General features: G+C 69.2%; 23 protein-coding genes. 8 read left to right on the top strand and 15 right to left on the bottom strand.

All coding sequences use genetic code 11. From position 1 onward, the window contains the following. Positions 1-73: 73 nt before the first annotated feature. Positions 74-1,327 carry an MFS transporter gene (locus tag Q3A80_RS05105; RefSeq protein ID WP_446327981.1) on the bottom strand — a complete coding sequence of 418 codons (1,254 nt, stop codon included), beginning with the start codon at positions 1,325-1,327 and terminating at the stop codon, positions 74-76. 151 nt (positions 1,328-1,478) lie between these two features. Between Q3A80_RS05105 and Q3A80_RS05110 the strand changes: the two genes are divergently transcribed. Then, positions 1,479-2,351, top strand: a complete 873-nt coding sequence (locus Q3A80_RS05110) for a LysR family transcriptional regulator (RefSeq protein ID WP_446327982.1) — start codon at positions 1,479-1,481, stop codon at positions 2,349-2,351. Between the two features lie 179 nt (positions 2,352-2,530). On the opposite strand, the gene Q3A80_RS05115 is transcribed toward Q3A80_RS05110, so the two are convergent. The 5 genes from Q3A80_RS05115 to Q3A80_RS05135 all read right to left on the bottom strand — a co-directional run bounded on the left by Q3A80_RS05115 (position 2,531) and on the right by Q3A80_RS05135 (position 4,604). Beyond that, entirely contained in the window at positions 2,531-2,734 is a 204-nt protein-coding gene (locus tag Q3A80_RS05115) for a cold-shock protein (RefSeq protein ID WP_264257273.1), read from the bottom strand. 248 nt (positions 2,735-2,982) lie between these two features. Further along, complete coding sequence (locus Q3A80_RS05120) at positions 2,983-3,267, bottom strand: hypothetical protein (RefSeq protein WP_446327983.1); 285 nt, start codon at positions 3,265-3,267, stop codon at positions 2,983-2,985. A 143-nt stretch (positions 3,268-3,410) separates the two neighbouring features. Next, the gene (locus Q3A80_RS05125; protein ID WP_446327984.1) at positions 3,411-3,728 is read right to left on the bottom strand and encodes a hypothetical protein; all 318 of its coding nucleotides are present in this window, start codon (positions 3,726-3,728) and stop codon (positions 3,411-3,413) included. A gap of 113 nt (positions 3,729-3,841) precedes the next feature. After that, entirely contained in the window at positions 3,842-4,078 is a 237-nt protein-coding gene (locus Q3A80_RS05130) for a hypothetical protein (RefSeq protein WP_446327985.1), read from the bottom strand. Positions 4,079-4,379: 301 nt separating this feature from the next. Next, on the bottom strand, positions 4,380-4,604 hold the full coding sequence (locus Q3A80_RS05135; RefSeq protein WP_446327986.1) for a hypothetical protein: 225 nt from the start codon (positions 4,602-4,604) through the stop codon (positions 4,380-4,382). Positions 4,605-5,231: 627 nt separating this feature from the next. Here Q3A80_RS05135 and Q3A80_RS05140 point away from each other — a divergent pair. Next, positions 5,232-5,471: a hypothetical protein gene (locus tag Q3A80_RS05140; RefSeq protein WP_446327987.1), complete on the top strand. Its 240-nt coding sequence runs from the start codon at positions 5,232-5,234 to the stop codon at positions 5,469-5,471. A gap of 288 nt (positions 5,472-5,759) precedes the next feature. Then, positions 5,760-7,388, top strand: coding sequence for a trypsin-like peptidase domain-containing protein (locus Q3A80_RS05145; RefSeq protein WP_446327988.1), 1,629 nt, complete (start codon positions 5,760-5,762; stop codon positions 7,386-7,388). A gap of 502 nt (positions 7,389-7,890) precedes the next feature. On the opposite strand, the gene Q3A80_RS05150 is transcribed toward Q3A80_RS05145, so the two are convergent. From Q3A80_RS05150 to cobA, 7 genes are all read right to left on the bottom strand, one after another. Then, positions 7,891-8,589 carry a fumarylacetoacetate hydrolase family protein gene (locus tag Q3A80_RS05150; RefSeq protein WP_446327989.1) on the bottom strand — a complete coding sequence of 233 codons (699 nt, stop codon included), beginning with the start codon at positions 8,587-8,589 and terminating at the stop codon, positions 7,891-7,893. A 129-nt stretch (positions 8,590-8,718) separates the two neighbouring features. Beyond that, complete coding sequence (locus Q3A80_RS05155) at positions 8,719-9,660, bottom strand: helix-turn-helix transcriptional regulator (protein WP_446327990.1); 942 nt, start codon at positions 9,658-9,660, stop codon at positions 8,719-8,721. A 146-nt stretch (positions 9,661-9,806) separates the two neighbouring features. Beyond that, complete coding sequence (locus Q3A80_RS05160; protein ID WP_446327991.1) at positions 9,807-10,592, bottom strand: YkgJ family cysteine cluster protein; 786 nt, start codon at positions 10,590-10,592, stop codon at positions 9,807-9,809. A 29-nt stretch (positions 10,593-10,621) separates the two neighbouring features. Next, a complete protein-coding gene (locus Q3A80_RS05165) occupies positions 10,622-11,221 on the bottom strand; it encodes a uracil-DNA glycosylase family protein (protein WP_446327992.1) in 600 nt (199 codons plus the stop codon). Positions 11,222-11,366: 145 nt separating this feature from the next. Next, positions 11,367-12,410, bottom strand: coding sequence for a CmpA/NrtA family ABC transporter substrate-binding protein (locus tag Q3A80_RS05170; protein WP_446327993.1), 1,044 nt, complete (start codon positions 12,408-12,410; stop codon positions 11,367-11,369). Positions 12,411-12,415: 5 nt separating this feature from the next. Then, complete coding sequence (locus tag Q3A80_RS05175) at positions 12,416-13,009, bottom strand: ANTAR domain-containing response regulator (RefSeq protein ID WP_446327994.1); 594 nt, start codon at positions 13,007-13,009, stop codon at positions 12,416-12,418. Between the two features lie 193 nt (positions 13,010-13,202). Next, positions 13,203-13,964, bottom strand: a complete 762-nt coding sequence (cobA, locus tag Q3A80_RS05180; RefSeq protein WP_446327995.1) for a uroporphyrinogen-III C-methyltransferase — start codon at positions 13,962-13,964, stop codon at positions 13,203-13,205. A 667-nt stretch (positions 13,965-14,631) separates the two neighbouring features. Between cobA and Q3A80_RS05185 the strand changes: the two genes are divergently transcribed. The 4 genes from Q3A80_RS05185 to Q3A80_RS05200 are packed head-to-tail and all read left to right on the top strand — an operon-like array spanning position 14,632 to position 23,138. Next, positions 14,632-15,957: an MFS transporter gene (locus tag Q3A80_RS05185; protein ID WP_446327996.1), complete on the top strand. Its 1,326-nt coding sequence runs from the start codon at positions 14,632-14,634 to the stop codon at positions 15,955-15,957. Between the two features lie 20 nt (positions 15,958-15,977). Further along, positions 15,978-18,551, top strand: coding sequence for a nitrite reductase large subunit NirB (gene nirB, locus Q3A80_RS05190; protein ID WP_446327997.1), 2,574 nt, complete (start codon positions 15,978-15,980; stop codon positions 18,549-18,551). 38 nt (positions 18,552-18,589) lie between these two features. After that, on the top strand, positions 18,590-18,934 hold the full coding sequence (nirD, locus tag Q3A80_RS05195; protein ID WP_446327998.1) for a nitrite reductase small subunit NirD: 345 nt from the start codon (positions 18,590-18,592) through the stop codon (positions 18,932-18,934). 16 nt (positions 18,935-18,950) lie between these two features. After that, complete coding sequence (locus Q3A80_RS05200; RefSeq protein ID WP_446327999.1) at positions 18,951-23,138, top strand: molybdopterin-dependent oxidoreductase; 4,188 nt, start codon at positions 18,951-18,953, stop codon at positions 23,136-23,138. A 135-nt stretch (positions 23,139-23,273) separates the two neighbouring features. Here Q3A80_RS05200 and Q3A80_RS05205 read toward each other — a convergent pair whose 3' ends face one another. Further along, the gene (locus Q3A80_RS05205; RefSeq protein ID WP_446328000.1) at positions 23,274-24,050 is read right to left on the bottom strand and encodes an SDR family oxidoreductase; all 777 of its coding nucleotides are present in this window, start codon (positions 24,048-24,050) and stop codon (positions 23,274-23,276) included. A 4-nt stretch (positions 24,051-24,054) separates the two neighbouring features. Beyond that, the gene (locus tag Q3A80_RS05210) at positions 24,055-24,492 is read right to left on the bottom strand and encodes a GlcG/HbpS family heme-binding protein (protein ID WP_446328001.1); all 438 of its coding nucleotides are present in this window, start codon (positions 24,490-24,492) and stop codon (positions 24,055-24,057) included. 98 nt (positions 24,493-24,590) lie between these two features. On the opposite strand from Q3A80_RS05210, the gene Q3A80_RS05215 reads away from it, so the two are divergent. Then, positions 24,591-25,493: a LysR family transcriptional regulator gene (locus Q3A80_RS05215; RefSeq protein WP_446328135.1), complete on the top strand. Its 903-nt coding sequence runs from the start codon at positions 24,591-24,593 to the stop codon at positions 25,491-25,493. Positions 25,494-25,832: the final 339 nt, after the last annotated feature.

Raw genomic sequence — 25,832 nt, forward strand, 5'->3', positions numbered from 1 at the left:
CTGCGGCGATCGGTGCATCGCCGCAATGAGCCGGGCTACTGCTTGCAGGCCGATGCGGCGCATCGTGAACCGTTCACCGCCCGCGTTCCGCCCGCATGATCGTCCGCGCCGCCACCAGGCACAGCACGAGCAGCACCGTCACGTACGCGACCACCGCGCGCCACGCACCGTGTTGCCAGAACGCGCCGCCGACCGAGCCGAGCACGCTCGATCCGACGTAATAGGCGAGCAGATAGAGCGAAGCCGCATGCCCCTTCGCGGAACCGGCGAGATGCCCGACCCAGCCGCTCGCGACCGCATGGGCGACGAAGAAACCGATCGTGATCAGCACGATCCCGACGATGATCGCGACGAGCGAATGCGACAGCGTCAACGCGAGGCCGGCCGCGAACACGAGAATGCCGCTGACGAGCACGGGTGCGCGTCCGAGCCGATCGGCAAGCGCGCCCGCGCTCGACGACGCCACCATCCCGAACAGGTAGGCGCCGAAGATCAGCCCGCAGGCGGTCGCGCTCAGGTTGAACGGCGCGGCGGTCAGCCGGAACCCGGCGTAGTTGTACACGGTCACGAACGCGCCCATCACGAGGAAGCCGATCGCGAACACGAACGGCAGCCGCGCGTGATGCAGCTGCGCGTTCCACAGCCGCAAGTGATGGCGCAGCGTCAGGTCGGTCCGCTTCACGAAGCGCCGCGACTGCGGCAGCAGCATCACGAACGCAATCGCCGCGACGAGATCGACGACGCCGATCGTCAGCATCGCGGTGCGCCACGAGAAATACTCTTCGAGCGCACTCATCCCGATCCGTCCGATCATGCCGCCGAACGCGGTGCCGCCGACATAGAGCCCCATCGACAGGCCGAGCCCGTCGGCGGCGATTTCCTCCGCCAGATAGGCCATCGCAACCGCCGGGACGCCGCCGAGCGCGAATCCTTCGAGCGCGCGCCACACGAGCAGCCCGTTCCAGTGCGGCGAAATCGCGGCCAGCAGGTTGAACACCGCGGCCAGCGTCATCGACGCGAACATCAGTCCGCGGCGTCCGACGCGCTCCGACAGCGCGCCGGCGCACAGGATCGACACCGCGAGCATTCCGGTCGACAGCGACAGGGACAGCGAACTCGACGCCGCGCCGATACCGAATTCGCGCGCGAACGCAGGCAGCAGCGGCTGCACGCAGTACAGCAGCGAGAAAGTGGAAAAGCCGGCGAGGAACAGCGCGAGCGCGATGCGCTTGTACGCGGCCGAGCGCGGCGACACGCCGGCGGGCAGCGCGTCGGCGGCGGCGCCGGCCGCGCGCGTCGCGGCGGGCGAAATCGCAGGAGAAGACATGGTATGCACCCGTTGGGTCAGGGAATACCCGAATTCTTGCGCACGCGCAAACATATGTCCAATATATGAAAGAAACCGTAGCGATACGTTTTTCCACTGGGTCGCGGGCCGCTGCTGCCGCTCATCCCCTTGAATCGAGATCACTTCGCGCATGGAACTTCGGCATCTCCGATACTTTCTGGCCGTTGCCGCCACATCGAACTTCACGAAGGCGGCGGAGACGCTCGGCATGGGCCAGCCGCCATTGAGCCAGCAGATCAAGGCGCTCGAGAACGAGCTCGGCGTCGAACTGTTCAAGCGCACCGCACGCGGCGCCGAGCTGACCGTGGCCGGCGAAGTGTTCGCCGAAGAGGCGCGGCGCGTGCTCGACGACGCGGAGCGAGCAGCGCGAGCCGCCAGGCGCGCCGCGCGCGGCGAAATCGGGCAGCTTCGCGTCGGCTTTACCGGCACGGCGGCGTTCAATTCGAAAGTGGCCGATCTGATTCGCCGGTTTCGCGAAGCGTTTCCGGATGCGGAGCTGACGTTGCAGGAGGCAACCTCCGGCGTGCTGCTCGAAGCGCTCGAGGCCGGGCGCCTCGATGTCGCGATCGTGCGCCCGGAGCGTCGTATCGCCGATACGCTGGTGGCAGCGGACTGGGACGAAGAGCCGATGTTCGTCGCGGTGCCGGTCGCGCATCCGCTCGCGCAGCGGCGCCGGATCGCACTGGCGGCGCTCGCCGACGAGGCGTTCGTGCAGGTGCCGCGCGAAGCGGGCAGCGCGCTGTTCGACGATATCGTCGCCGCATGCAATGCCGCGGGCTTCGAGCCGCGGATGGCGCAGCCGGCGCCGCAGATCGCGTCGGCGGTGACGCTCGTCGCGGCCGGCCTCGGCGTGTCGATCGTGCCGAAGGCGATCACGCAGGTGCAGGTCGCGGGCGTCGTGTACCGGCCGGTCGCAGGCGACGCGCTGCGCGCGAAACTCGCGATTGCATCGCGGCGCGATGATCCGTCGGCGGTGGTGCGGAATTTCCTGTTGCTGGCGTAGCCGGGTGTGCTGGCCCGCCGCAGGGCAATGACCGGATTCGCTCGCGAAGACGGTGAATGGACCGCGATCCGTCGCCTCGATCGAGCCGCGCGACTGTCGCGGCGCGGCGCTGCGTGTGCAATGACGCAGCGACCGCAATGACGTGCCGCACCGCGAACGCGCCGGTGGAAGGCGCGCGGTTACAGCGGCGTGATGTTGGACGCCTGCAGGCCTTTGGGGCCGCTCTTCGTTTCGTAGCTGACCTTCTGGCCTTCGGCGAGGGTCTTGAAGCCGTCGCCGCGAATCTCCGAGAAATGTGCGAACAGGTCGTCGCCGCCGCTGTCGGGCGTGATGAAGCCAAAGCCCTTGGCGTCGTTGAACCACTTGACGGTACCGGTATCCATGTAGCGCTCCTGCCGATGGACGATCATGTGCGCGTCGCATGGACGCGGGAAAAGAATCAAGGAGGGAGAGGACAACGAATACCGCGGGCCGCGGTCGATGATGAGCAGCAATCGCTTCTTGAATACTTCACTGACCGACGCTACGCCTCGGCCATGACTGCGTCAAGCGCTTTGATCCGGGGTCGGTACATGCGGCGTTCGCGCAGTGTCATGCGCGTCGTGCGCACATCGCCCTTTCCGATGAAGCATCAAAGCGCCGACAGCAAGCGCAACTGATGCTCGGTCTCGGTTCCGGTGATCAACGAATAACACCCCGTCTCCCGACGCTCCACGGTCGACAGGCCTTCCGCAGCGGAGAACAGGTTCCAGTCGGCATCGTCGACATGGGCGAAGCTGCCGCGCGCTCGCGCGAACGCCCGCAGCAGCGGGCTCGCATCGCGACGGAGCACCAGACGGTCCGCATTCAGCACATACGGCGGCCACCCAGCCCGAAGGACGAGATAGCAGGGAACGGAATGGCGATCGATTTCCATGCGGGCTCCGATTGTTCGGGGTGTTCGTGTTGAGCCGGTGAAACCTGTGGCGCTCGATCTTCCGTCAAGACGGACATCCGCGCGGAACGGATGCAACGCGATGCGGTTGGGTATCGAGTCGTGTGCTCGGCGCGCATGCCGCACTATCGCTGCGGGCGTTTCATTGCCTCGGCTTCCATCGCCGCAAGTCGTTCTTCGCTCGCGGCAAAGGACTCCATCGCCTCGTCGACCGACGCCAATGCATATTCGCATGCCAGCCTCGCGCCGTCGACGTCGGCTACCGGCTCCTCGTCGTCGTTCGGGGGAGGATCGAGCATGTCCGCGAGCATCGTCGCCAGCTCGGCGGTGTCCCAGGGCTCGCTGCGTTGCTTTTTCCGCTTGATGTAGTGCCGGATTTCCGCGTCTTGTTCGAGCGTAAGGGGCAGATGCCGAAACGTGCTGGTCGGGCCGGTGTCGATCATGATGTTGCTCCAACGTCCGGGGCGATCTCGTTTCGCGACGTGCCGAATGCGCAACGCCGAAGCGACAGGGATGCCGGATCGATCTGGTTGTGGACGTGCTGACTTGAGGATCCCTATTTGCGAACGCGCGAATCGCGGATGCGCTCGAGTCGGACGACCAGTTCGTCGACCTGCCTTTCGAGCCCCGCGTGTCGCTCGGATCGTGCACGAAGGCCATCGAGCCTGACGCGCCAATACGAAGGATCGCTGACCGCCGATCTGTTGGTGAACGCGTGTTGCGCTTGCTCGAGTTGCCCGATCGCGCCTCGAATATGGATCAGTTCGCGCTCCACATCGCAGTACCGGCTCATGTTTTTCGTCTCCAGTTACGGTTGAATTCCGGCTCGCGGCGACGCGCAACGAACGTCGAGGTGAGCGAGAGGACGGGGGCGATACGGTAAGGGGCGATAGCGGGCGCGGTAGTGGGCCGCTGGCAGGCAAGTCAAATTCATCATACGCGCATCTGCACGCTGCGCGCCGATTTCTTTGCGGTTGCCGTGACGTGTCACGGCGACGTGTCTCGGCAGGTGTGGCGGGCGCGGGTTGGCCGCGCGTGTCGCTGTGCCGGACGAAGATCCGGCGTGCGATGTCTCGACCCGAATGGCAGGGCGTTCAGCCGCGGGCGTCGATCCAGTTGCGCGCCCAGGCGTCGGAGTGACGCAGCGCCGCTTCCTCGTTGTTGAAGTAATCGAGCGAATAAAACTCGTACAGCGCGTCGTCGGTGCGCGGCCCGGTGCGGCGAAGTGTCAGGTTGGACGAGAAACTGCCATCCGGAAGGCGATGGGCGGAGGGCGACACGGCATAGCCGCAGTAATGTTTGATAGTAAGTGTTTGCATGGTGCTACAACGGTTCGACCACGGACGGCGGCAATGGCGCACGCGCAGCCGGCGGCCGACAAATAGTCAGGATTCCTTTTGTTATGGCGAATGTCGCCGAACAGCGGTCGGCCCGGCAGGCTGGCTCGCAGACGCAGCACGCGGTTTTACGTCGGACGTTCGGAATGCGGCCGAAAAGCCGATTCACGAAGATCCATCGAGCACGCGTGCAGAGTGACGAGCCGCCGGACGGGGCACGGAAAAGGTCAAGGAGGGAGAGAACAACGAGTACCGCGGCGGGGCGGTCGGTGACGAGCAGCTATCGCGCTTCTTGAAAACTTCAGTGGCGCACGATACGCGGCGATGTTGCTGCTGTCAAGCGTATTCCGTGCGCCGGCACAGCGGGATGACCGTCAGCATGGCTGATGAACTGCCCCTCGTCGACCTGCCCGCGATGCTCGGCGGGCCCCGAACGCCATGCCGCGCGTGCGGCAGGACGCGCGGATACTGGCCGGGGCAAGCAAGTCAAAAAGTACGGCACGAGGGCGAATTTACCGACAGGGAAGCCGAAAGTACGCGCTTATAGGTGAATTACGCCCGTCGTTCCCGCGCATACTTTGTCCATTACCAAATGACCGGAGACGCAAGATGGGTTCCTTGAGCATGTGCAGGGTCGTCGGCAATCGAACCGTCCAGATATTTTTGCCGGAGGGTACGGACACGGCGAAGATCTACATCGTCGACGAGGAATACGGGTCCCGTCAGCCCCGGTCCATGAGCGTGCGCGCGTACCTGGATTCCGGAATGACGGAAGAGGAAGTCGTGCGCCACGTGCTGAGCGTCGTGTCGGCATCGGTCGAGCAGGTCGCTCCGCTGAACAGGCATTGACCCGTAAAACGCGCGCTTCACGCAGACGGTTTCGTCATGTCGATCGGCGCACGTGAACACGAGGAATTGCGTTCGCCGTGCAGTGGATGTTCGGATTGACGAACCGCGGACTTTGTCCGGAAGGCGCGCGCTCGCGGTTCAGCCGCCGCGCGGCGGCGCGGCATGCGGGTTTCGAGTCGTATCGTCCGCGACGCGGCGTGGACTATAAATGGAGAGGTGTACCAGTGCTTGTCGGGCGTCCGCGCGTGTTGCGCCGGTTGGCGCCGCGACTGCCCAGGGAGGTGCGCCGTGGTTCGCCAGACGCTTGCTCGCGCCGTGCTTCGCACCGCGTTGATCGGGAATGTGTTTGCCGCCTTTTTGTCGTTGCCGCCATCCACCATTGCCGCGACCGTCGCGCCACCCGCCGCACCGCCTGTCGCGAAGGAGCGTCCGGTCGCCCCGCGTTACGCGATGCCGGTCGACTTCCCGGCGATCGTCGACCGTTACGGCCCGGCGGTCGTGACCGTCATGACCGCCGCGCCCGATCAGCAGGCCGGCGGCCCGTCCTTTGCGATCCTCGATCCCGACGATCCGCTCGCCGCGTTCTTCCGGCGCGGCGCGCCGCCGCCGTCGATGCAGGGCCCGCAGGCACCGGCGCCCGATGCGTCGCCGCGCGCGATCGCGGGCAGCGGCTCGGGCTTCATCGTCAGTGCGGACGGGCTGATCCTGACGTCCGCGCACGTCGTCGCCGATGCAACCGACGTAACCGTGCGGCTGGCCGATCGTCGCGACCTGAAGGCGACGGTGCTGGCCGTCGATCCGCAGACCGACGTCGCCGTGCTGCACGTCGACGCGACGAAGCTGCCGGTCGTGCGCATCGGCGATTCGTCGCGGGTGCGCGCCGGCGAACCGGTGATGACGCTCGGTGCGCCGGACGGTTCCGGCAACACGGTCACGGCCGGCATCGTCAGCGCGACGGCGCATCCGCTGCCGGACGGCAGCGCGTTTCCGTTCTTCCAGACCGACATCGCGGTGAATCCGGACAATTCGGGCGGCCCCGTGTTCAACCGCGCGGGCGACGTGATCGGCATCGCGGTGCAGGTCTACACCGGCGCCGACCGCTACGCGAGCACGACGTTCGCGATTCCGATCGCCCTCGCGACGAAGGTGCGAGCGCAGGTACAGGCGCAGATGCGGGCCAATGCGCAGGCGCAGCGCGCATCGTCCGGCAACGTGCTGGGCGTCGACGTGCAGGATGTGGGGGCGGGGCTGGCCGCCGCGTTCGGCCTGCCGCGTCCGGCGGGCGCGCTCGTCAACGGCGTCGATCCCGGCTCGCCCGCGGCCGCGGCCGGCGTGAAGGCCGGCGACGTGATCGTGAAATTCGGCGACAAACCGATCGGCCGGTCGTCCGAATTGAACGACCTGGCCGCCGCGTTGCCGCCGGGCGCGAAGGTGCCGCTGCGGCTGATTCGCAATCGCATACCGATGGTGCTGACGGTCACGGGGGCCGGAACGGGCGAGGCGACCGGCGATGCGATCGACAACGCGGCCGTAGCGGGTGGCGCGGGTGGCGTGGGCAGTGCGGGCGCCGTAGGTACGGCGGCTACCGCGGGCACGGTCGGCACCGCTGCTGCCGCCGGCGTGACGATGGCTGCCGCCCGACCGGCCGACTCCGGCGACCGGCTCGGGCTGACGATGCATCCGCTGAGCGATGCCGAACGGCGATCGACGGGTCTTGCGGTCGGAATGATGGTCGATGCGGTGCACGGGCCGGCGGCGAAGGCCGGTATTCGGCCGGGCGACGTCGTGCTCGAACTCAACGACACGCTGCTCGAAACGCCGGACGACGTGCCGATGCTCGAAGCGAAGGGCGGTGTGATCGCCGTGCTGATCCAGCGCGACAACGCGCGGAAGTTCGTGTCGGTGCGGGCACGGTAGTGCGTTGGTGCGGCGGTGCCGATCGCTCGCGGATTCAGGTCAGCAGCCGCTCGTCATGATGATGCTGTCCGGTCTCATGGCGCTGGCTTTCACGGTGTGGGTGCGAGGCTTCGACGCACGTGAAGAGCACATGCGATCGACCGGACAGGAAGAATGGCCGGCAGATTTCCGCGCGACGGCTTTGCCGCCGGATTCGGCAGCAGTCGACGCGACACGACGCGACGGCCGAACGAACGACCCACCCGTCGCGAGCGCGTGCTCGTCCGTTACGGCTTCGCCCCCGCCACGAACTCGAACGCGGCGGCCCGTCGACGCTCGGCAGCAATCGACACGACGGCCGCCCGATGAACGACCCGGCCCTCGCGTGCACGTGCTCGATCCTTGCGGCTTCGCTCCCACCGCGAACTCGAACGCGGCGGCGCCGTCCACACTCGACAGTAGTCGACACGACACGACGACCGCCCGATGAACGACCCGCCCGTCGCGTGCGCGTGCACGATCCTTACGGCTTCGCCCCCACCACGAACTCGAACGCCGCGACGCCGTCGACGCCGCCCGTCACCCGATCGCCCGGCTGCAGCGCGCCGACGCCGGCCGGCGTGCCGGTGAAGATCAGGTCGCCTGCCTTCAGCTCGACCGAGCGCGACACGTACGCGATCACGTCCGGCACGGGCCAGATCATGTCGGCGAGATCGCCTTGCTGGCGCGTTTCGCCGTTCACCGCGAGCCAGATTCGGCCGCTTGCCGGATGGCCGGTCGCGCTCGCCGCGCGCAGCGCGGTCACGGGGCCCGACGCATCGAAGCCCTTCGCCCAGTCCCACGGGCGGCTCAGTTTCTTCGCTTCGGCCTGCAGGTCGCGGCGCGTGAGATCGACGCCGACGCCGTAGCCCCACACGTGCGCGAGCGCATCGGCCGGGTCGATCGACCGGCCGTCCTTGCCGATCGCGACGACCAGCTCGATTTCATGATGGAGGTCGCCGGTCAGCGGCGGATACGGGACGGTGCCGCCGGCCGGCACGATCGCGTCGGCCGGCTTCGTGAAGAAGAACGGCGGTTCGCGGTCGGGATCGGCGCCCATTTCGCGCGCGTGATCGGCGTAGTTGCGGCCGACGCAGAACACGCGGCGCACCGGAAAGCGCGCGGACGACTGTTCGACTTCGACGGAAGGACGCTCGGAAGCGTCGATGACGTATGCGGACATCGGAAGGCCTCGTTCGACAGGAAGATGGATGCCGGTGCCCGCGCAACGGACCGCGGGCCGGCATGGATGGAACGATACCCGACGCTGGCCGGCCGGGATGCGACGCAACTGCGCTTTAACCGGACAAAACTACGCGTCGCCGGCCGCCGGCGTTTCCGCGGTGTCCGGCAGCGCGGCGTTGGCATCGCGGTACGCCTTCGGCGACACGCCGACCCGCGCGCGGAAGCGCCGCGCGAAATACCCTTCGTCGCGGAAGCCGACCGAGCGCGCGATGTCCGCGATGCGCCGGCTCGTATGCGCGAGCAGCGACTGTGCGAGCGCGATCCGGCGCTCGGTCACGAGATCGGTGAAGGTGCTTCCGGTTTCCTTGCGCACCAGGTGCGCGAGGTAGTTCGGCGACAGGAAGGCCGCCTCGGCGGTGGCCGCGAGCGTCAGGTCCTCGCGGGTCAGGTTCGCGCGCACGTGGCGCAGCACGCGCGCGAGCGCGTCGCGCCGGCCCGCGCGCTGGGCGCCGCGCTGCGCGAGCTTGTCGAGTGCGCCGGCGTACTGCGTGCAGACGAGCCCGATCAACTGCAGCAGGTAGCCGCGCAGCAGCGTGGTCGAGCCGAAGGTGCGCACGCGGTCGGCGTCGAGCATGCACAGCGCGAGGCGGCGCGCCTCGTCGAACGCGTCGCCGGTCAGGATGAAGTCGAGATGCTCCTGGAAGCGGAACGGCGTCAGCTCCGGAAAGCGGTGCGCGGGCACATCCTCGAGATCGAGCGGATCGACGTCGAGATCGGCGCGCAGGAACGCCTGGCTGAAGTTGATCACGATGAAGTGCGCGCCTGCCGGATGCGGAATCAGATGCTCGCGATGCGGCAGCACGAACGCGAGCGCGCCGCGCGGAAACGGCCGCGTGACGCCGCCGATCCGCTGCTCGGTGTCGCCGCCGAGGTTGAACTGGATCTGGAAATACGCGTGCCGGTGCGGCTCGGTAATCGCGTGACGCGACGCCTGGTCGCGAATGTAGAAGTCGAGCCGGTCGCTGCGTTCGGGCATCCCGTACAGGCGCGGCGGGGCGGTGGAGGGCATGGAGGATTCTGCTGGTCGTGACGCGGTTGAGCCGCGATGGTACAGCGAACCGCGCGCGGCCGGAATCCGACGGGCGATCCGCGGTCGCCGGGCGCGCGGCAACCGAGCGAGGACGGCGCGGTGCGCGCGGCGCGCCGGCCGCGGAATCAGGCGGCCGGATGGAAACCCAGATAGCGGCAGCGCGCGCCGGCGTCGTCGGTCGCGACCCGGCTGAACGCGCCGACCGATCGGAGCGTGTCGTCGGTCGCGGTGCGATTCGTCAGCAGCGTCCATGCGATCGGCGCGGATTCGCCGGCCGCCGTCGCGTCGCGCGCATCGCCGAGTGCGTGCAGCGCGGCCAGCAACGCGTCGGCTCGTGGCGCATGAATCGCGAAGCCTTCGTTCGCGACGGCCGCCATATCGATTCGGAGCGCCGCGGCAAGTCGCATGCGCAACGGCGTCTCGGCCTCGCTCGCAGCTCGGGCGCGCGCAATGTTCTCCCGCGTGAGCGCATCGACGATCGTGCCGCCGCGCGTGAGCGGGGTGTGCTGCCACGCGTCGGACGGGCACTGCTTGCCGTCCGGCGTCAGCGGCACGAACGGATTCACTTCGGCCGGATAGACGCGGCACACCAGCGGCCGTTCGTCGTAGATCCTGCAGCGCAGGTCGTCGAGCAGGTTCGGGCACGGGCCGGCATGGGATGCGGTGAGCAGTACGGTGACGCGGATCGGCAGCGAGCCGCTGAGCGCCGGCGACGAACGCGCGCGCTTGTACGCGGCGAATGCGTCGTCGGGCGCGGGCTCGACGGGCCACGGCATCGCGTCGCACAGCAGCTCGACGTGGCCGCCGCGCTGCAGCCAAGCGATCGCCTCGGCGACGGTCAGCGGAATGCGCAGGTCATGGCAGCATCGGCCGCAGCCGGTGCAGGAGAAATCGATGTCGTTCTGAGTCATTCGGGTACGGAGTGGGGCGCTCGCCTTGGTCAGCGGGCGACCAGCGGCGCGACGCGCCGGCGCAGTTCGGGCACGATCTCGGCGTCGAACCACGGATGATGCTTGAACCACGCCTGGTTGCGCGGCGACGGATGCGGCAGCGGCAGCACGCCGGGGCCGTAGTCGCGCCACGCCTCGACGGTGTCGGTCAGCGTGGCCTTGCGCGTGTCGCGCAGGAAGTACCGCTGCGCGTACTGGCCGATCAACAGCGTCAGCCGGATCGACGGCAGTTCGGCGAGCAGCCGCGCGCTCCACAGTGGTGCGCATTCGGGCCGCGGCGGGTTGTCGCCGCTCGCGCCGCGGCCCGGGTAGCAGAAGCCCATCGGCACGATCGCGAAGCGCGTCTCGTCGTAGAACGTGTCGGCGTCGACGCCGAGCCAGTCGCGCAGCCGCTTGCCGCTCGCGTCGTCCCACGGGATGCCGCTCGCGTGGACGCGCGCGCCGGGCGCCTGTCCGACGATCAGGATGCGCGCGTCGCGATGCGCGCGCACGACGGGGCGCGGGCCGAGCGGCAGGTCGGCTTCGCATGCGCGGCACGCGCGGATTTCGGTGAGCAGCACGTCGAGCGGCGTGCGCGGTCGTTTCGGCATCGATTCTGAACGGGGACGGAATGGCCGCACGGACGCAACGGCATCCATGCGGCGCGGCGCGCCGGTGCGGGGCGCCACGTCGCGTCAGGCCCTCCGCAGCGCGCAAGATGGCGCTGCGCGGCCGCCCCGGCATCCCGGGTCGGGATCACGCGGCCGCTGCACCGCCTGCGGCGACCGCAGCATCATACAACGCCGTCTGCGCGATCGCCGCGGCAATTGCTGCGTCGTCGTGCGAGCCGTCGAGCATGCCCCAGCGCCGGTACTGCGACAGGAACCACTGGCCGTCGCGCGGATCGGGCCGGTTCACGGCGCCGCCGTCGTGGAAGCGGATCGGCAGCGGCGGCTGCGCGAACGGCCCCGCGCCGTAATCGCCGAGCAGGCGCGGCGCGATCAGCCGGGCCGGCACGCCGAGCGCATCGGGCGACGCGAGCCAGCCCGCCGCGTCGCGACGGTGCGCGGGATCGTCGAGCCACGCACAGGCATCGACGAGCGTGCGGATCAGCGCGCGGGCGGCGGCCGGATACAGCGCGACGAACTCGCGCCGCGTCGCGAGCACCTTCTCCGGATGATCGGGCCAGATCTCGCTGGTGACGGCGACGGTGCGGCCCGCGCCGCATGCGTCGGCCACCGCGTGCCACGGCTCGCCCGCGCAGAAGCCGTCGAGCTCGCCGCTCGCGAGCGCCGCGACCATCTCGGGCGGCGGGATCACGACGCTGCGCACGTCGCGCAGCGGATCGATGCCGTGCGACGCGAGCCAGTAGTTCAGCCACATCGCGTGCGTGCCGGTCGGAAAGGTCTGCGCGAGCAGCGGCTTGCGGCCGAGCGTCGCCAACGCCGCGCGCACGTCGCCGCTCGCGCGGTATGCGTCGGCGAGGCCGCGCGCGAACGTGATCGCCTGGCCGTTTCGGTTCAGCACCATCAGCGCGGCCATGTCGGCCTGCGGGCCGCCGATGCCGAGCTGCAATCCGCACACGAGCCCGTACAGCGCGTGCGCGGCGTCGAGCTCGCCGGTCAGCAGCTTGTCGCGCACGGCGGCCCACGACGGCTGGCGGCTCAACTGCAGCGTCAGCCCGTGGCGCGCGCCGAGGTTCAGCCGCTGCGCGACGATCAGCGGCGCCGCGTCGCTCAGCGCGACGAAGCCGAGGCGAAGATGCGCGCGTTCCGGCGCGGCGGGAGATGAAATGTTCATGGCGATCAATGAGGTGGCGCGTCGAGCAGTTGCCGCGCGACGTCGACGATGCGCAGCCCCTGATCCATCGCACGCTTGCGCAGCAGCGCATACGCATCGTGTTCGGACAGGCGGCGCTGGTCCATCAGCAGGCGCTTCGCGCGATCGATCAGCTTGCGTTCGGCGAGCTCGCGCTCGACGTCGGCGAGCCGGCGGCGCAGTGCATCGTCGTGCGAGAAGCGCGCGAGCGCGACTTCGAGGATCGGCGCGAGACGCTCGGCCGACAGACCTTCGACGAGATATGCGCTGACGCCCGCGCCGACCGCCGCGTGAATCAGCGCCTGATCGGCATCGTGGCTGAACATCACCACGGGGCGCGGCGCGGTCGCATGCATCACGGCCAGCTGCTCAAGCGTGTCGCGCGACGGCGAATCGGTATCGATGATCACGACGTCGGGGCGCTGCTCCTCGACGGCGGCCGGCAGCCGCGCGGGCGTCGCGACGTCGTTCAGCATCTCGTAGCCGAGGCGCGCGAGCGCGTCGCCGAGTTCGCCGATCGGCTTGTCGGTATCGGTGACGAGCAGCACGCGCAGGCGTGCGGGCGGGGCGGACGAACTCATGACGCGAACGGGGACGGACTGGCTTCGATGCAACGGTTGAACGATGTCGGCGGGGTGCGGACCGATGCCCGCGCAGGCGGAACATCGCGTCCGGCGCCCCCGCAGCGCGCGCGGGCGCGACTGCGGTGAACGGAAAGGGCCTGCGAAAGGCATGACTTGGCGTCGCGCATTGCATCGCGCATGACGTGCCGCATTACGCGGCCCGGGACAGCATCGCGTCGCCGGCGGCATCGGTCCCTTGCACGGACGCTTCGCCGATCGCTCCGCCGACGAGCATCACGGCCGGGCTGCCGAGCCCGGCTGCCGCGACGCCATGCGCGAGGCCGCCGAGCGTGCCGGTCCAGCGGCGCTCGTGCGGCGTGCCGGCCCATTGCACGGCGGCAGCGGGCGTCGACGCGGGCAGCGCGGCGAGCAGGCCGGCCGCGATGCTGTCGACGCGGCTCATGCCCATGTAGATCGCGAGCGTGGTGCCGGTCGCCGCGAGCGCGGCCCAGTCGGGCTCGCCGTGATCCTGGCGGTGCGCGGTCACGAACGTGACGCCCTGGCAGTGCTCGCGATGCGTGAGCGAGATGCCGAGGCTCGCGGCGGCCGCGAAGCCCGACGAGATGCCGTTGACGATGTCGACCGGAATCGCGGCCGCGCGCAGCGTCGCGAGTTCTTCGCCGGCGCGGCCGAACAGCAGCGCGTCGCCGCCTTTCACGCGCACGACGTGCGCGCCGCGCAACGCGTAGCGGCGCATCAGTTTCTCGATGAACGCCTGCGGCGTCGAGCGGCAGCCGCCGCGCTTGCCGACGCGGATCACGCGCGCCTGCGGTGCGAGTTCGACGATGCCGGGCGCGACGAGGTCGTCGAGCAGCAGCACGTCGGCGGCCGCCAGTGCCTTCACGGCCTTCAGCGTGAGGAGATCGGGATCGCCGGGGCCGGCGCCCAGCAGCGTGACTTTGCCTGTCGTCATGTCGTGTTCCAGTGCCGCGTGCGTGCGGCGGTCGATTGCGTGTCGTTGCGCGGCGCTGGCGGGCGGTCGAGGCGACCGCGGCATCCGGCCGTGCGTGCACGGGCGGACGTCGTTGTCCGGGTTTGCTGCGCCCGCCTGCGACGGCGGGCCTGCATCGAGGGGGACTGCCCACCGGCGCCGTTGCCGGTGTATGCAGCAGATTCAGCAATATCCGGGCCAACTTGCGCGAACCGTGAGCGCGCGGCGCGCCACGGGCCGTGCGAGCGGCGCGTCGGCCGCAAATGCGCATGCAGCCGGCAGGCCGCGGCGCACGCGATGCCGCATCGGCGTGCATCGCGCCCCGTCGGCGCGCACCGCGATGTCGCACGGCGACAGTGCTGCAGCGCACCACATCTGTGCCTCGCTGCATTCCGACGCGTGGCAGCGCGCGCACCTCGCCGGCGCGGTCGTTCGACGGCGGGCCTTGTGCGGCGGGGTTCTCCGAGCGATTTGCGTCGACATGGCACGGTGCTTGCATTAGCTCGTTCGGACGGGTCAACGGCGATCCGTCCGCAGTACCGAATACCGACGTGCCCGGCAACGGGCTTCATGGGCAACGGCGTCCTACGCATCGGGTCTCTCGACGAGACCGGGTGCGCAGGACGCCGTTTTTCGTTTGGCGGATGACATGACCGACAAAGCAACCCGTATCGATCTCTTCAGCTTCCGCACCGCGCCGATGCGCGCGTTCCACATGACGTGGATGGCATTCTTCGTGTGCTTCTTCGCGTGGTTCGCGTGCGCGCCGCTGATGCCGCTGATTTCGCGCGAATTCCATCTCACCGCGGCGCAGGTCGCGAACATCAACATCGCCGCGGTGGCCGCGACGATCGCCGTGCGGCTGCTGGTCGGCCCGATGTGCGACCGCTTCGGCCCGCGCCGCGTCTATGCGTGCCTGCTGCTGGTCGGCGCGATTCCCGTGTTCGCCGTGTCGTTCACGCACGACTACCTGTCGTTCCTGATCTGCCGCCTCGGCATCGGCGCGATCGGCGCGGGCTTCGTGATCACGCAGTACCACACGTCGGTGATGTTCGCGCCGAACGTCGTCGGCACCGCGAACGCGACGTCGGCCGGCTGGGGTAACGCGGGCGCGGGCGCGACGCAGGCGATGATGCCGCTGCTCGTTGCCGCCGGCGTGATGCTCGGCTTCGGCGACGACGCATCGTGGCGCATCGCGCTGATCGTGCCGGGCGTCGCGATGCTCGCGATGGCGTGGGCGTACTGGCGCTTCACGCAGGACTGCCCGCAAGGCGACTTCGTCGCGCTGCGCAAGCAGGGCGTGACGGTCGACAGCGGCAAGAAGGGCGGCTGGGCGAGCTTCTTCACCGCATGCGGCAACTATCGCGTGTGGATGCTGTTCGTCACGTACGGCGCGTGCTTCGGCGTCGAGGTCTTCATCCACAACATCGCCGCGCTGTACTACGTCGACCACTTCAAGCTGTCGCTGAAGGATGCCGGCTTCGCGGTCGGGCTGTTCGGCCTGCTCGCGCTGTTCGCCCGCGCGCTCGGCGGCTGGCTGTCCGACAAGGTCGCCGCGCGGCGCAGTCTCGACGTGCGCGCGATGCTGCTGTGCGCGCTGATCGTCGGCGAAGGGCTCGGGCTCATCTGGTTCTCGCATGCGCAAGGCATCGGCATGGCGCTCGTCGCGATGCTGACGTTCGGCCTCTTCACGCACATGGCCTGCGGCGCGACCTACGCGCTCGTGCCGTTCATCGACCGCAAGGCGCTCGGCGGCGTCGCGGGGATCGTCGGCGCGGGCGGCAACGTCGGCGCGGTGGCCGCGGCGTTCCTGCTGAAGGGCCTCGGCGACGTGCAGTACACGCTCAGCGTGCTCGGCCTGGTCGTCACCGCGACCGCACTGTGCGCGATGGCCGTGCGCTTCAGCGAAGAACACAAGGCACGCGAGGCCGAGCTGCGCGATCGCGCGCTGGCTGCCGCGAACGCCGCGAACTGATCGACCGAAGGAACCTCACCATGAAACTCATCGTCATCGGCCACGGGATGGTCGGCCACAAGCTCCTTGAATGCGTCGCGGCGCAAGTCGGCACGGCGGAGACGCTGCAGGTCACGGTGCTCGGCGAGGAGCCGCGCCCGGCCTACGACCGCGTGCACCTGTCGGAATTCTTCGCGGGCAAGTCGGCGGACGACCTGTCGCTCGTCGAGCCGGGCTTCTTCGAACGGCATCCGCAGTTCGATCTGCGCCTGAACGCGCAGGTCGCATCGATCGACCGCGCCGCGCACACGGTCACGCTCGCGTCCGGCGAGACGCTCGCGTACGACAAGCTGGTGCTCGCGACCGGCTCGCGCCCGTTCGTGCCGCCGATGCCGGGCCACGACCGCGCAGGCTGCTTCGTGTACCGGACCATCGAGGATCTCGAAGCGATGCAGGCGGCAGGCGCACGTGCGAAGCGCGGCGTGGTGGTCGGCGGCGGGCTGCTCGGTCTCGAGTGCGCGAAGGCGCTGCGCGACATGGGGCTCGATACGCACGTGGTCGAATTCGCGCCGCGGCTGATGGCCGTGCAGGTCGACGACGGCGGCGGCCGGATGCTGCGCGCGAAGATCGAAGCGCTCGGCGTGACCGTGCATACGGGCAAGAACACGCTCGAGATCGCCGACGGCGAAGACGGCGTGCACCGGATGGCGTTCGCCGACGGCTCGCACCTCGACGCCGACATGATCGTGTTCTCGGCCGGCATCCGCGCGCGCGACGAACTGGCCCGCGCATGCGGCCTCGACATCGGCCCGCGCGGCGGCGTCGCGATCGACGACGCATGCCGCACGAGCGATGCCGACATCTATGCGATCGGCGAATGCGCGGCGTGGAACGGCATGGTGTACGGCCTCGTCGCGCCGGGCTACGACATGGCGCGCGTGGTCGCGAAGCAGCTCGCGGGCGATGCCGACGAAGCGGCGGCCGCCGCGTTCGCCGGCGCCGACATGAGCACCAAGCTGAAGCTGATGGGCGTCGACGTCGCGAGCATCGGCGACGCGCACGGCGCGACGGCCGGCAGCCGCACGTACCAGTACGCGGACGAGCGGCGCCAGGTCTACAAGAAGCTGGTCGTGTCGGACTGCGGCAAGTTCCTGCACGGCGCGGTGATGGTCGGCGACGCAACCGAATACGGCACGCTGCTGCAGATGATGCTGAATCGCATCGAGCTGCCCGAGTCGCCGGAATTCCTGATCCTGCCGTCGTCGGACGGCGCGGCGAAGCCCGCGATCGGCGTCGACGCGCTGCCGGAAGGCGCGCAGATCTGCTCGTGCAACAACGTGTCGAAGTCGCAGATCTGCGCGGCGGTGGCCGACGGCGCGACGAGCCTCGGCGCACTGAAGTCGTGCACGGGCGCGGGCACGTCGTGCGGCGGCTGCGTGCCGCTCGTCACGCAGATCATGAAGGCCGAGATGAAGAAGCAGGGCCTCGCGGTCAACAATCATCTGTGCGAACACTTCCCGCATTCGCGCCAGGAGCTGTTCCACCTGATCCGCGTCGAGCGCATCACGACCTTCGACGAACTGCTGCACAAGCACGGCCGAGGCCTCGGCTGCGACGTGTGCAAGCCGGCCGTCGCCGGGATCCTCGCGTCGTGCTTCAACGAGTTCGTGCTGAAGAAGGAGCATGCGGGGCTGCAGGACTCGAACGACTACTACCTCGCGAACATCCAGCGCGACGGCACGTATTCGGTCGTGCCGCGGATGCCGGGCGGCGAGGTGACGCCGGAAGGGCTGATCTCGGTCGGCCAGGTCGCGAAGAAGTACGGCCTCTACACGAAGATCACCGGCGGCCAGCGCGTCGACCTGTTCGGCGCGCGCGTCGAGCAACTGCCGGCGATCTGGGAAGAGCTGATCGCGGCCGGCTTCGAATCGGGCCACGCGTACGGCAAGTCGGTGCGCACCGTGAAGTCGTGCGTCGGCTCGACGTGGTGCCGCTACGGCGTCGACGATTCGGTCGGCCTCGCGATCGACATCGAGAACCGCTACAAGGGCCTGCGCGCGCCGCACAAGATCAAGTTCGGCGTGTCGGGCTGCACGCGCGAGTGCGCGGAAGCGCAAGGCAAGGACGTCGGCATCATCGCGACCGAGAAGGGCTGGAACCTGTACGTGTGCGGCAACGGCGGGATGAAGCCGCGCCACGCGGAACTGATCGCATCCGACCTCGACCGCGACACGCTGATCCGCTACATCGACCGCTTCCTGATGTTCTACGTGCGCACGGCCGACCGGCTGCAGCGCACCAGCGTGTGGCGCGACAACCTCGAAGGCGGGCTCGACTACCTGACCGACGTCGTCGTGCACGACAAGCTCGGGATCGCGGCCGAACTCGAGGCCGACATGCAGCACGTGGTCGACACGTACGAATGCGAGTGGAAGAAGGCCGTCACCGATCCGGAAACGCGCAAGCGCTTCCGCCACTTCGTGAACAGCGACGCGCCCGACACGACCATCGCGTTCGTCGAGACCCGCGGGCAGATCCGTCCCGCGACGCCCGACGAGCGCGTGGGCGGCAAGCCCGTGGCGATTCCGGTCGTCGCCGAACCCGCAACCGTCTGACCCTGACCGACACCAGCGTCTTTTCCAAGGAGCCCATCATGAACGATCGTCTTCCCCTGTCCTGGACCCGCGTGTGCCCGCTCGACGACATCGTGCCGAACACCGGCGTGTGCGCGCTCGTCAACGGCGAGCAGGTCGCCGTGTTTCATGTCGCGCATGCCGAAGGCGGCGTGTTCGCGATCGACAACGTCGATCCGGTGTCGCAGGCGGCCGTGATGTCGCGCGGACTGATCGGCAGCCTCGGCGAGCGCGTCGTCGTCGCGTCGCCGCTGTACAAGCAGCATTTCGACCTGCGGACCGGCGAATGCCTCGAATCGCCCGAGCAATCGGTGAGCGCGTATCCGTCGCGGGTCGAGGACGGTTTCGTGTGGATCGCCGCCTGACCGTCGAGGAACGCGCATGACCGCCACCCCCGTCAAAAGTGTGTGCCCGTACTGCGGCGTCGGCTGCGGGATGGTGCTGCACGTCGAGGATGGCGAGGTCGTCAAGGTGTCCGGCGACTCCGACCATCCGACGAACTTCGGGCGGCTGTGCACGAAGGGCTCGTCCGCGCACGTCGCGCTGCGCCGCTCGGGCCGGCTCGACCGCGCGTTCGTGCGGCGCGCACGCGAGGACGACCTCGTGCCGCTGCCGGCCCGCGACGCGATCGCGGAGACGGCGCGGCGGCTGCGCGCGGTGCTGGACACGCACGGGCCCGATGCGCTGTCGTTCTACGTGTCGGGGCAGATGTCGATCGAGGCGCAATACCTCGTGAACAAGCTCGCGAAGGGCTTCGTCGGCACCAACAACATCGAGTCGAATTCGCGGCTGTGCATGGCGAGCGCGAGCACCGGCTACAAGCAGTCGCTCGGCGCGGACGGGCCGCCCGGGTCGTATCAGGATTTCGACCGCGCGAACCTGTTCTTCGTGATCGGCGCGAACATGGCCGACTGCCACCCGATCCTGTTCCTGCGGATGATGGATCGCGTGAAGGCCGGTGCGAAGCTGATCGTCGTCGACCCGCGCCGCACCGGCACTGCCGACAAGGCCGACCTGTTCCTGCAGATCCGTCCGGGCACCGACCTCGCGCTGACCAACGGGCTCTTGCACCTGCTGCACGCGAACGGGCGCACGGATGCCGCGTTCATCGACGCGTACACCGAGGGCTGGGACGCGATGCCGGCGTTCCTCGCCGACTACACGCCCGAGCACGTCGCCGAGATCACGGGGCTCGCGCAAGCCGACCTCCGCACGGCCGCGCAATGGATCGGCGATGCGCAGGAGTGGATGAGCTGCTGGACGATGGGGCTCAACCAGAGCACGCACGGCGTGTGGAACACCAACGCGATCTGCAACCTGCATCTCGCGACCGGCAAGATCTGCCGCACCGGCAGCGGGCCGTTCTCGCTGACCGGCCAGCCGAACGCGATGGGCGGGCGCGAGATGGGCTACATGGGCGCCGGCCTGCCGGGCCAGCGCTCGGTGGCCTCGGACGACGACCGGCGCTTCGTGGAGAACCTGTGGCGCGTGCCGGCCGGCACGCTGCGCAAGGAAACCGGCAACGGCACGATCGACCTGTTCGGACGGATGGCGGCCGGCGACATCAAGGCGTGCTGGATCGTCTGCACGAACCCGGTCGCGACCGTGCCGAACCGGCAGAACGTGATCGCGGGGCTGCAGGCGGCGGAGCTCGTGATCGCGCAGGACGCGTTCCTCGACACCGAGACCAACCGCTACGCGGATATCCTGCTGCCCGGCGCGCTGTGGGCCGAGGGCGACGGCGTGATGATCAACTCCGAGCGCAACATGACGCTGATGCGCGCGGCGATCGCGCCGCCCGGCGATGCGCTGCCGGACTGGCGCATCGTCGCGGAAGTCGCGCGCGCGATGGGTTTCGGCGACGCGTTCGACTATGCGTCGGCGGCCGACGTGTTCGACGAGATCGTGCGCTTTTCGAATCCGGCGACCGGCTACGACCTGCGCGGCGCGAGCCACGCGGCGCTGCGCGACGGCCCGGTGCAATGGCCGGTCGCGCCGGGCACCGCGCGCGAGCGGCACCCGATCCGCTACCTGAACGACGGCGTGAGCCAGACGCCGCGCGCGGCTGCCGACGGGCGCGACGTGCCGCGGCTCGCGTTCCCGACGCCGTCGGGCAAGGCGCGCTTCTTCGCGCGGCCGCACGTCGCGCCGGCCGAACTGCCGGACGACACGTTCCCGATCGTGCTGAACACCGGGCGGCTCCAGCATCAATGGCACACGATGACGAAGACGGGCAAGGTCGGCGTGCTGAACAAGCTCAATCCGCGCCCGTTCGTCGAACTGCATCCGGACGATGCGAGCGCGCTCGGCATCGCGACGAAAGACAGCGTCGAGGTCCGCTCGGCACGCGGCCGCGCGGTGCTGCCGGCCGTCGTGACGGAACGCGTGCAGCGCGGCAACTGCTTCGCGCCGATGCACTGGAACGACGTGTACGGCGACGACCTGTGCATCAACGCGGTCACCAACGATGCGATCGATCCGGAATCGCAGCAACCCGAACTGAAATTTTGCGCGGTCGCACTGACGCGGGTCGACACGGACGCGTTCGCGTCTGCCGACGACGACGCGGCGCGACCCGATGCGTCCGCTGCCGACGCGCGGCCCGCGCCCGCAACGGTGCCGAGCGCGGCATCACAGGAAACCGACATGGCAGACCTCGACACTTTCGCGGCCGCGCTCGGCGTGGCCGACCTCGCGCCGCCGCCGCTCTCCGACGCGGAGCGCCTGTACGTGGCCGGCCTCGTCAGCGGGCTGAAGGCGAGCGCCGGCCGCCGCGAAGGCAGCGTGCCGGTGCTGCCGGCCGGCGCGCCGCTCGCGCCGCCGGTGCGGTTCTGGCTCGACGGCATGCTCGCGGGGCTGTTCAGCCGCTCGCTGCCCGCGCCCGCCGCGGATGGCGCGGTATCCGCGCTGCCGGCCGAGGCCGCGGCGCCCGGCGGCGTGCGCATCGTGCGCACGCGTCCGAAGGTCACGCTGTTGTGGGCATCGCAGACGGGCAACATCGAATCGTTGACCGAGGATTACGCGACGCAGCTGATGAACGCGGGCTTCGAGATCCGCACCGCGTGCATGTCCGACTATTCCGTAGCATCGCTGGCCGGCGCGCAGTACGTGCTGCTGATGACGAGCACGTTCGGCGACGGCGATGCGCCCGACAACGGCAGCGAGTTCTGGGACGCGCTGCAGGCCGGCAGCGCCGCGCGCCTGGACGGCGTGCACTTCGCGGTGCTCGCGTTCGGCGACCGCAACTACGACCAGTTCTGCGGACACGGCCGCCGGCTCGATGCGCGGCTCGCCGAACTCGGCGCGGCGCGGTTGTGTGCGCGCGTCGATTGCGACGTCGAATTCCAGCGCGACGCCGACCAGTGGCTCGAACGCGTGGTCGCGCGGATCAAGGAAGCGGATGCGGCGCTGCACGCGGTGCCGTCCACCGGCTTGAGCCCGTCCGGGCTGCTGCCGACCAAGGCGCATCCGGCGCCGTCGAAGCTCGTCGCGAACCTGCGGCTGAACCGCCCGGGCGCGGCGAAGGACACGCGCTACGTGTCGCTGTCGACCGAAGGCGCAAATCTCGAATACGAAGCCGGCGACGCGCTTGGCGTGTGGCCGACCAACTGCCCGGAGCTGGTCGACGAGTTGCTGTCGGTTACCGCGCTGAAAGCCGACGCGCCGGTGTCGATCGCGGGCATCGGCGACGTGCGCCTCGGCGATGCGCTCGCGCGCCACTTCGACATCACGCGCCCGCATCCCGACACGCTCGCGTTCATTGCATCGCGCAGCGCGAACGGCGCGCTGAAGGCACTGCTCGGCGACGATCGCAAGGCCGACCTGAAGCAATGGTTGTGGGGGCAACAGCTCGCGGACGTGCTGCACGAATTCCCGATCGAGCTGTCGGGCACGGAGCTGGTCGGGATGCTGAAGCGGCTGCAGCCGCGCCTGTATTCGATCGCATCGAGCCCGAGCGCGCACCGTGGCGAGATCCACCTGACGGTGTCGGCCGTGCGTTATCACAACGGCCGGCGCGCGCGCAAAGGCGTTGCGTCGACGTTCCTCGCCGATCGCGCGGACGACGGCCGCGTGCCGGTGTTCGTGCAGAAATCCGCGCATTTCCGGCCGCCGGTGAACGGCGACGTGCCGGTCGTGATGGTCGGGCCGGGCACCGGTGTCGCGCCGTTCCGCGGCTTCCTGCACGAGCGGCAGGCGCGCGGCGCGCGCGGGCGCAACTGGCTGTTCTTCGGCGAGCAGCACGCGCAGACCGACTTCTACTACGGCGACGAACTCACCGCGATGCGCGACAGCGGCTTCCTCACGCGGCTCGATCTCGCGTTCTCGCGCGACCAGGCCGACAAGATCTACGTGCAGGACCGGATGCGCGAGCAGGGCGCGGAACTCTACAAGTGGCTCGAGGAGGGCGCGCACTTCTACGTGTGCGGCGACGCCGCGCGGATGGCGAAGGACGTCGACACCGCGCTGAAGGCAGTCGTGGCCGAGCACGGCGGGATGTCGGACGAAGCCGCGAACGACTACGTTGCGCGGCTGGCGAAGGCGCGCCGCTACATGCGCGACGTCTACTGAGGGCGAGTACGGCGGGGGCTTTCGGGGCCGCCGCCTGGGGCTTGGCGTTCGCCGGCCATCGGTCACCTCGCACCGGCTCACCGCCCACCGGCAACGGGTAGCGGGCAGCGGCCACGGCCCACCGCGGCTGCGGCTCTATTGCTGCCGCTCCCAAGCCCGCGCCTGCTCGGCGCGCACGAACGCTTCCGACGACTGCGGCAGCAGGTTGCGGAACGCACCGCCGTCGCGTTCGATCACGTCGACCATCTTCGCGATCATTTCCTCCGGATCGTGCTGCTCGAGCGGGAAGATCAGCCGCTCGGGCGTCACCGTATGGACGGCCGGATCGCGCCAGCGTCGCGGCGTTTCCATCATCCGGTCGTTGAAGCCGGTGCTGTACGGGCCGGGGTTCACGACCGCGACGCGGATGCCGTGCGGCGCGAGTTCCGCGTGCATCGCCTCGGCGACCGATTCGATCGCGTGCTTCGACGCGCAGTAGGCGCCGGTGAACGGCCCGGTGATCAACCCCGCGATCGACGACACGAACACGATCTTGCCGTGCTTGCGCGCGAGCATTCCGCGCGCGATCTGCTGCGTGAGTTCGAGCGGCCCGAACACGTTGACGTCGAACAGCTCGCGCACGATCTCGATCGGCAGGTCGACCAGCGCGCCGGCTTCGCCGACGCCCGCGTTGTTCACGAGCACGTCGACGTCGAATTCGGCGGCGCGCGCGCGATCGTAGGCCGACGTCACGTCGAGCTTGACCGCGCGCAATGCGGTGCCGCGCTGCGCGGCGTCGTCCGTCAGTGCGTCGATCTCGGCGGTCGTGCGCACGCCGGCCGTCACGGTGTGACCGTGTTGCGCGAGCCGCAGCGCGACTTCGCGGCCGAAGCCGCTGCCCGCGCCGGTGATGAGGATGCGTTTGCGTGCCATGTGCTTACCTCGAGGTGGGAAAGGTTGCTTGAAAGCGATCGCGGCCGTGCCGGGCGATCGCATCGTCCTGCTCGACGCTGCCGCCCGATACGCCGATCGCGCCGACGCAGCGGCCGTTGCCGTCGACGAGCGGTTCGCCGCCGCCGAACGTGACGAGCCCGCCGTGGCTGTGTTCGATCCCGCGCAGCGGGCCTGCACCGGACAGCGCGCCGAGCGCGGCGGTCGGCGTGCGGAAGCGGACGGCCGTCAGCGCCTTGCGTTGCGCGAGATCGATCGCGCCGAGCAAGCAGTCGTCGGTGCGGATGAACGCGAGCAGGTTCGCGCCGGCGTCGACGATCGCGATCGACACGCCGGCGACCTGCAGCGATGCGGCGTGCGCGAGCGCGGCGTCGAGCGTGTGCCGGACGGCTTCCAGCGTCAGTGCGGGGCGGTGCGGATCCATTCGATGCTCCGGTTGGGGGACGACCGGGCCAGTGTAGGCAGTTCCGGTATATGGGAGAATCGCCATTCCGCTCGAAAGCGTTTCAAGTTTTTTTAATGATGAGCAGACGCGATCCCATGGCCGGGCTGCACGTGTTCATGACCGTCGCGACGGCCGGCAACTTCACGCGCGCGGCCGCCGCGCTGGGCCTGACGCCCGCGGCCGTCAGCCTCGCGATCGGGCAGCTCGAGGGCGAGCTGCACGCGAAACTGTTCAACCGCAGCACGCGCGGCGTGAGCCTGACCGAGGCCGGCCAGCATTACCTGCAGCAGACGGAGCCCGCGTACCGGCAGGTCATGCAGGCGCGCGACGCGCTGAAAGAAGTGCGCAGCGAGCCGGGCGGGCTGCTGCGCGTGACCGCGCTGCCGCTCGCGCGCACGCTCGTGATCGCGCCGATTCTTGCGGCGTTCCGCGAGCGTTATCCGAAGATCCGGCTGGAAATCCGCTACGACAACGAACTCGTCGATATCGCGAAGGACGGTTTCGACGCGGGCATTCGCCTGGCCGACCGGCTGCAGCCGGGCATGATCGGCGTGCGGATCGCGCCGGCGCTGACGTGCGCGCTGGTCGCGTCGCCGGCCTATCTGGCGCGGCACGGCGCGCCCGAGTCGATCGCCGGGCTCGCACGGCATGCGTGCATCCGGTTCCGGTTTTCGGAGAGCGGGCGCCTGCACAAGTGGCTGCTGCGCGACGGGCGCCGCGACATCGATCTCGACCCGGAAGGCGTGTTCGTGACGAACGATGCGGATGCGGTGATCGATGCCGCGCGCTCGGGCGTCGGCATCGCGTTCGCGTTCATGCGCGAGCGCATCGACGCGGACCTGCGCGACGGCACGCTCGTCGAGGTGCTGCCCGGCGCGTGCCGGACGCTGCCGCCGATGTGGCTCTATTACGTGAATCGCAAGCACGTGCCGGCGAAGCTGCGCGCGTTCATCGACGTGCTGCGGGAGCGGGCGCAGTAACGTGGCGAGGCGGCGCGGTGCCCTGTCCCCATTTCCCGAACGGCCGGCCGCTCGCGGTTTTGCGCTCGCGCAGCCGGCCCGCCAGGGAGAATTCTTCCCAAATGTGCGGCTCATCGGTCATCCGATGAAAAACCGCCGCCGGTTCCCGGTATGATGCGCACCTTGCGCATGATTTCGATGCGGCGTTGACGCGACGGGCGGCCCCAACCGCCCGGTGTGAGACCGAAAGATTCTGTAATATAAAATCCGTATACTCGTAATTTCTGATCCAGGCGCCGCCTGCCTCTGCTTGCGGCCGACCGCCCACGCAGAACAACCCGATTCGTCGCCGCCCGGCCG

The sequence above is a fragment of the Burkholderia sp. SR8 genome, from assembly GCF_052851275.1.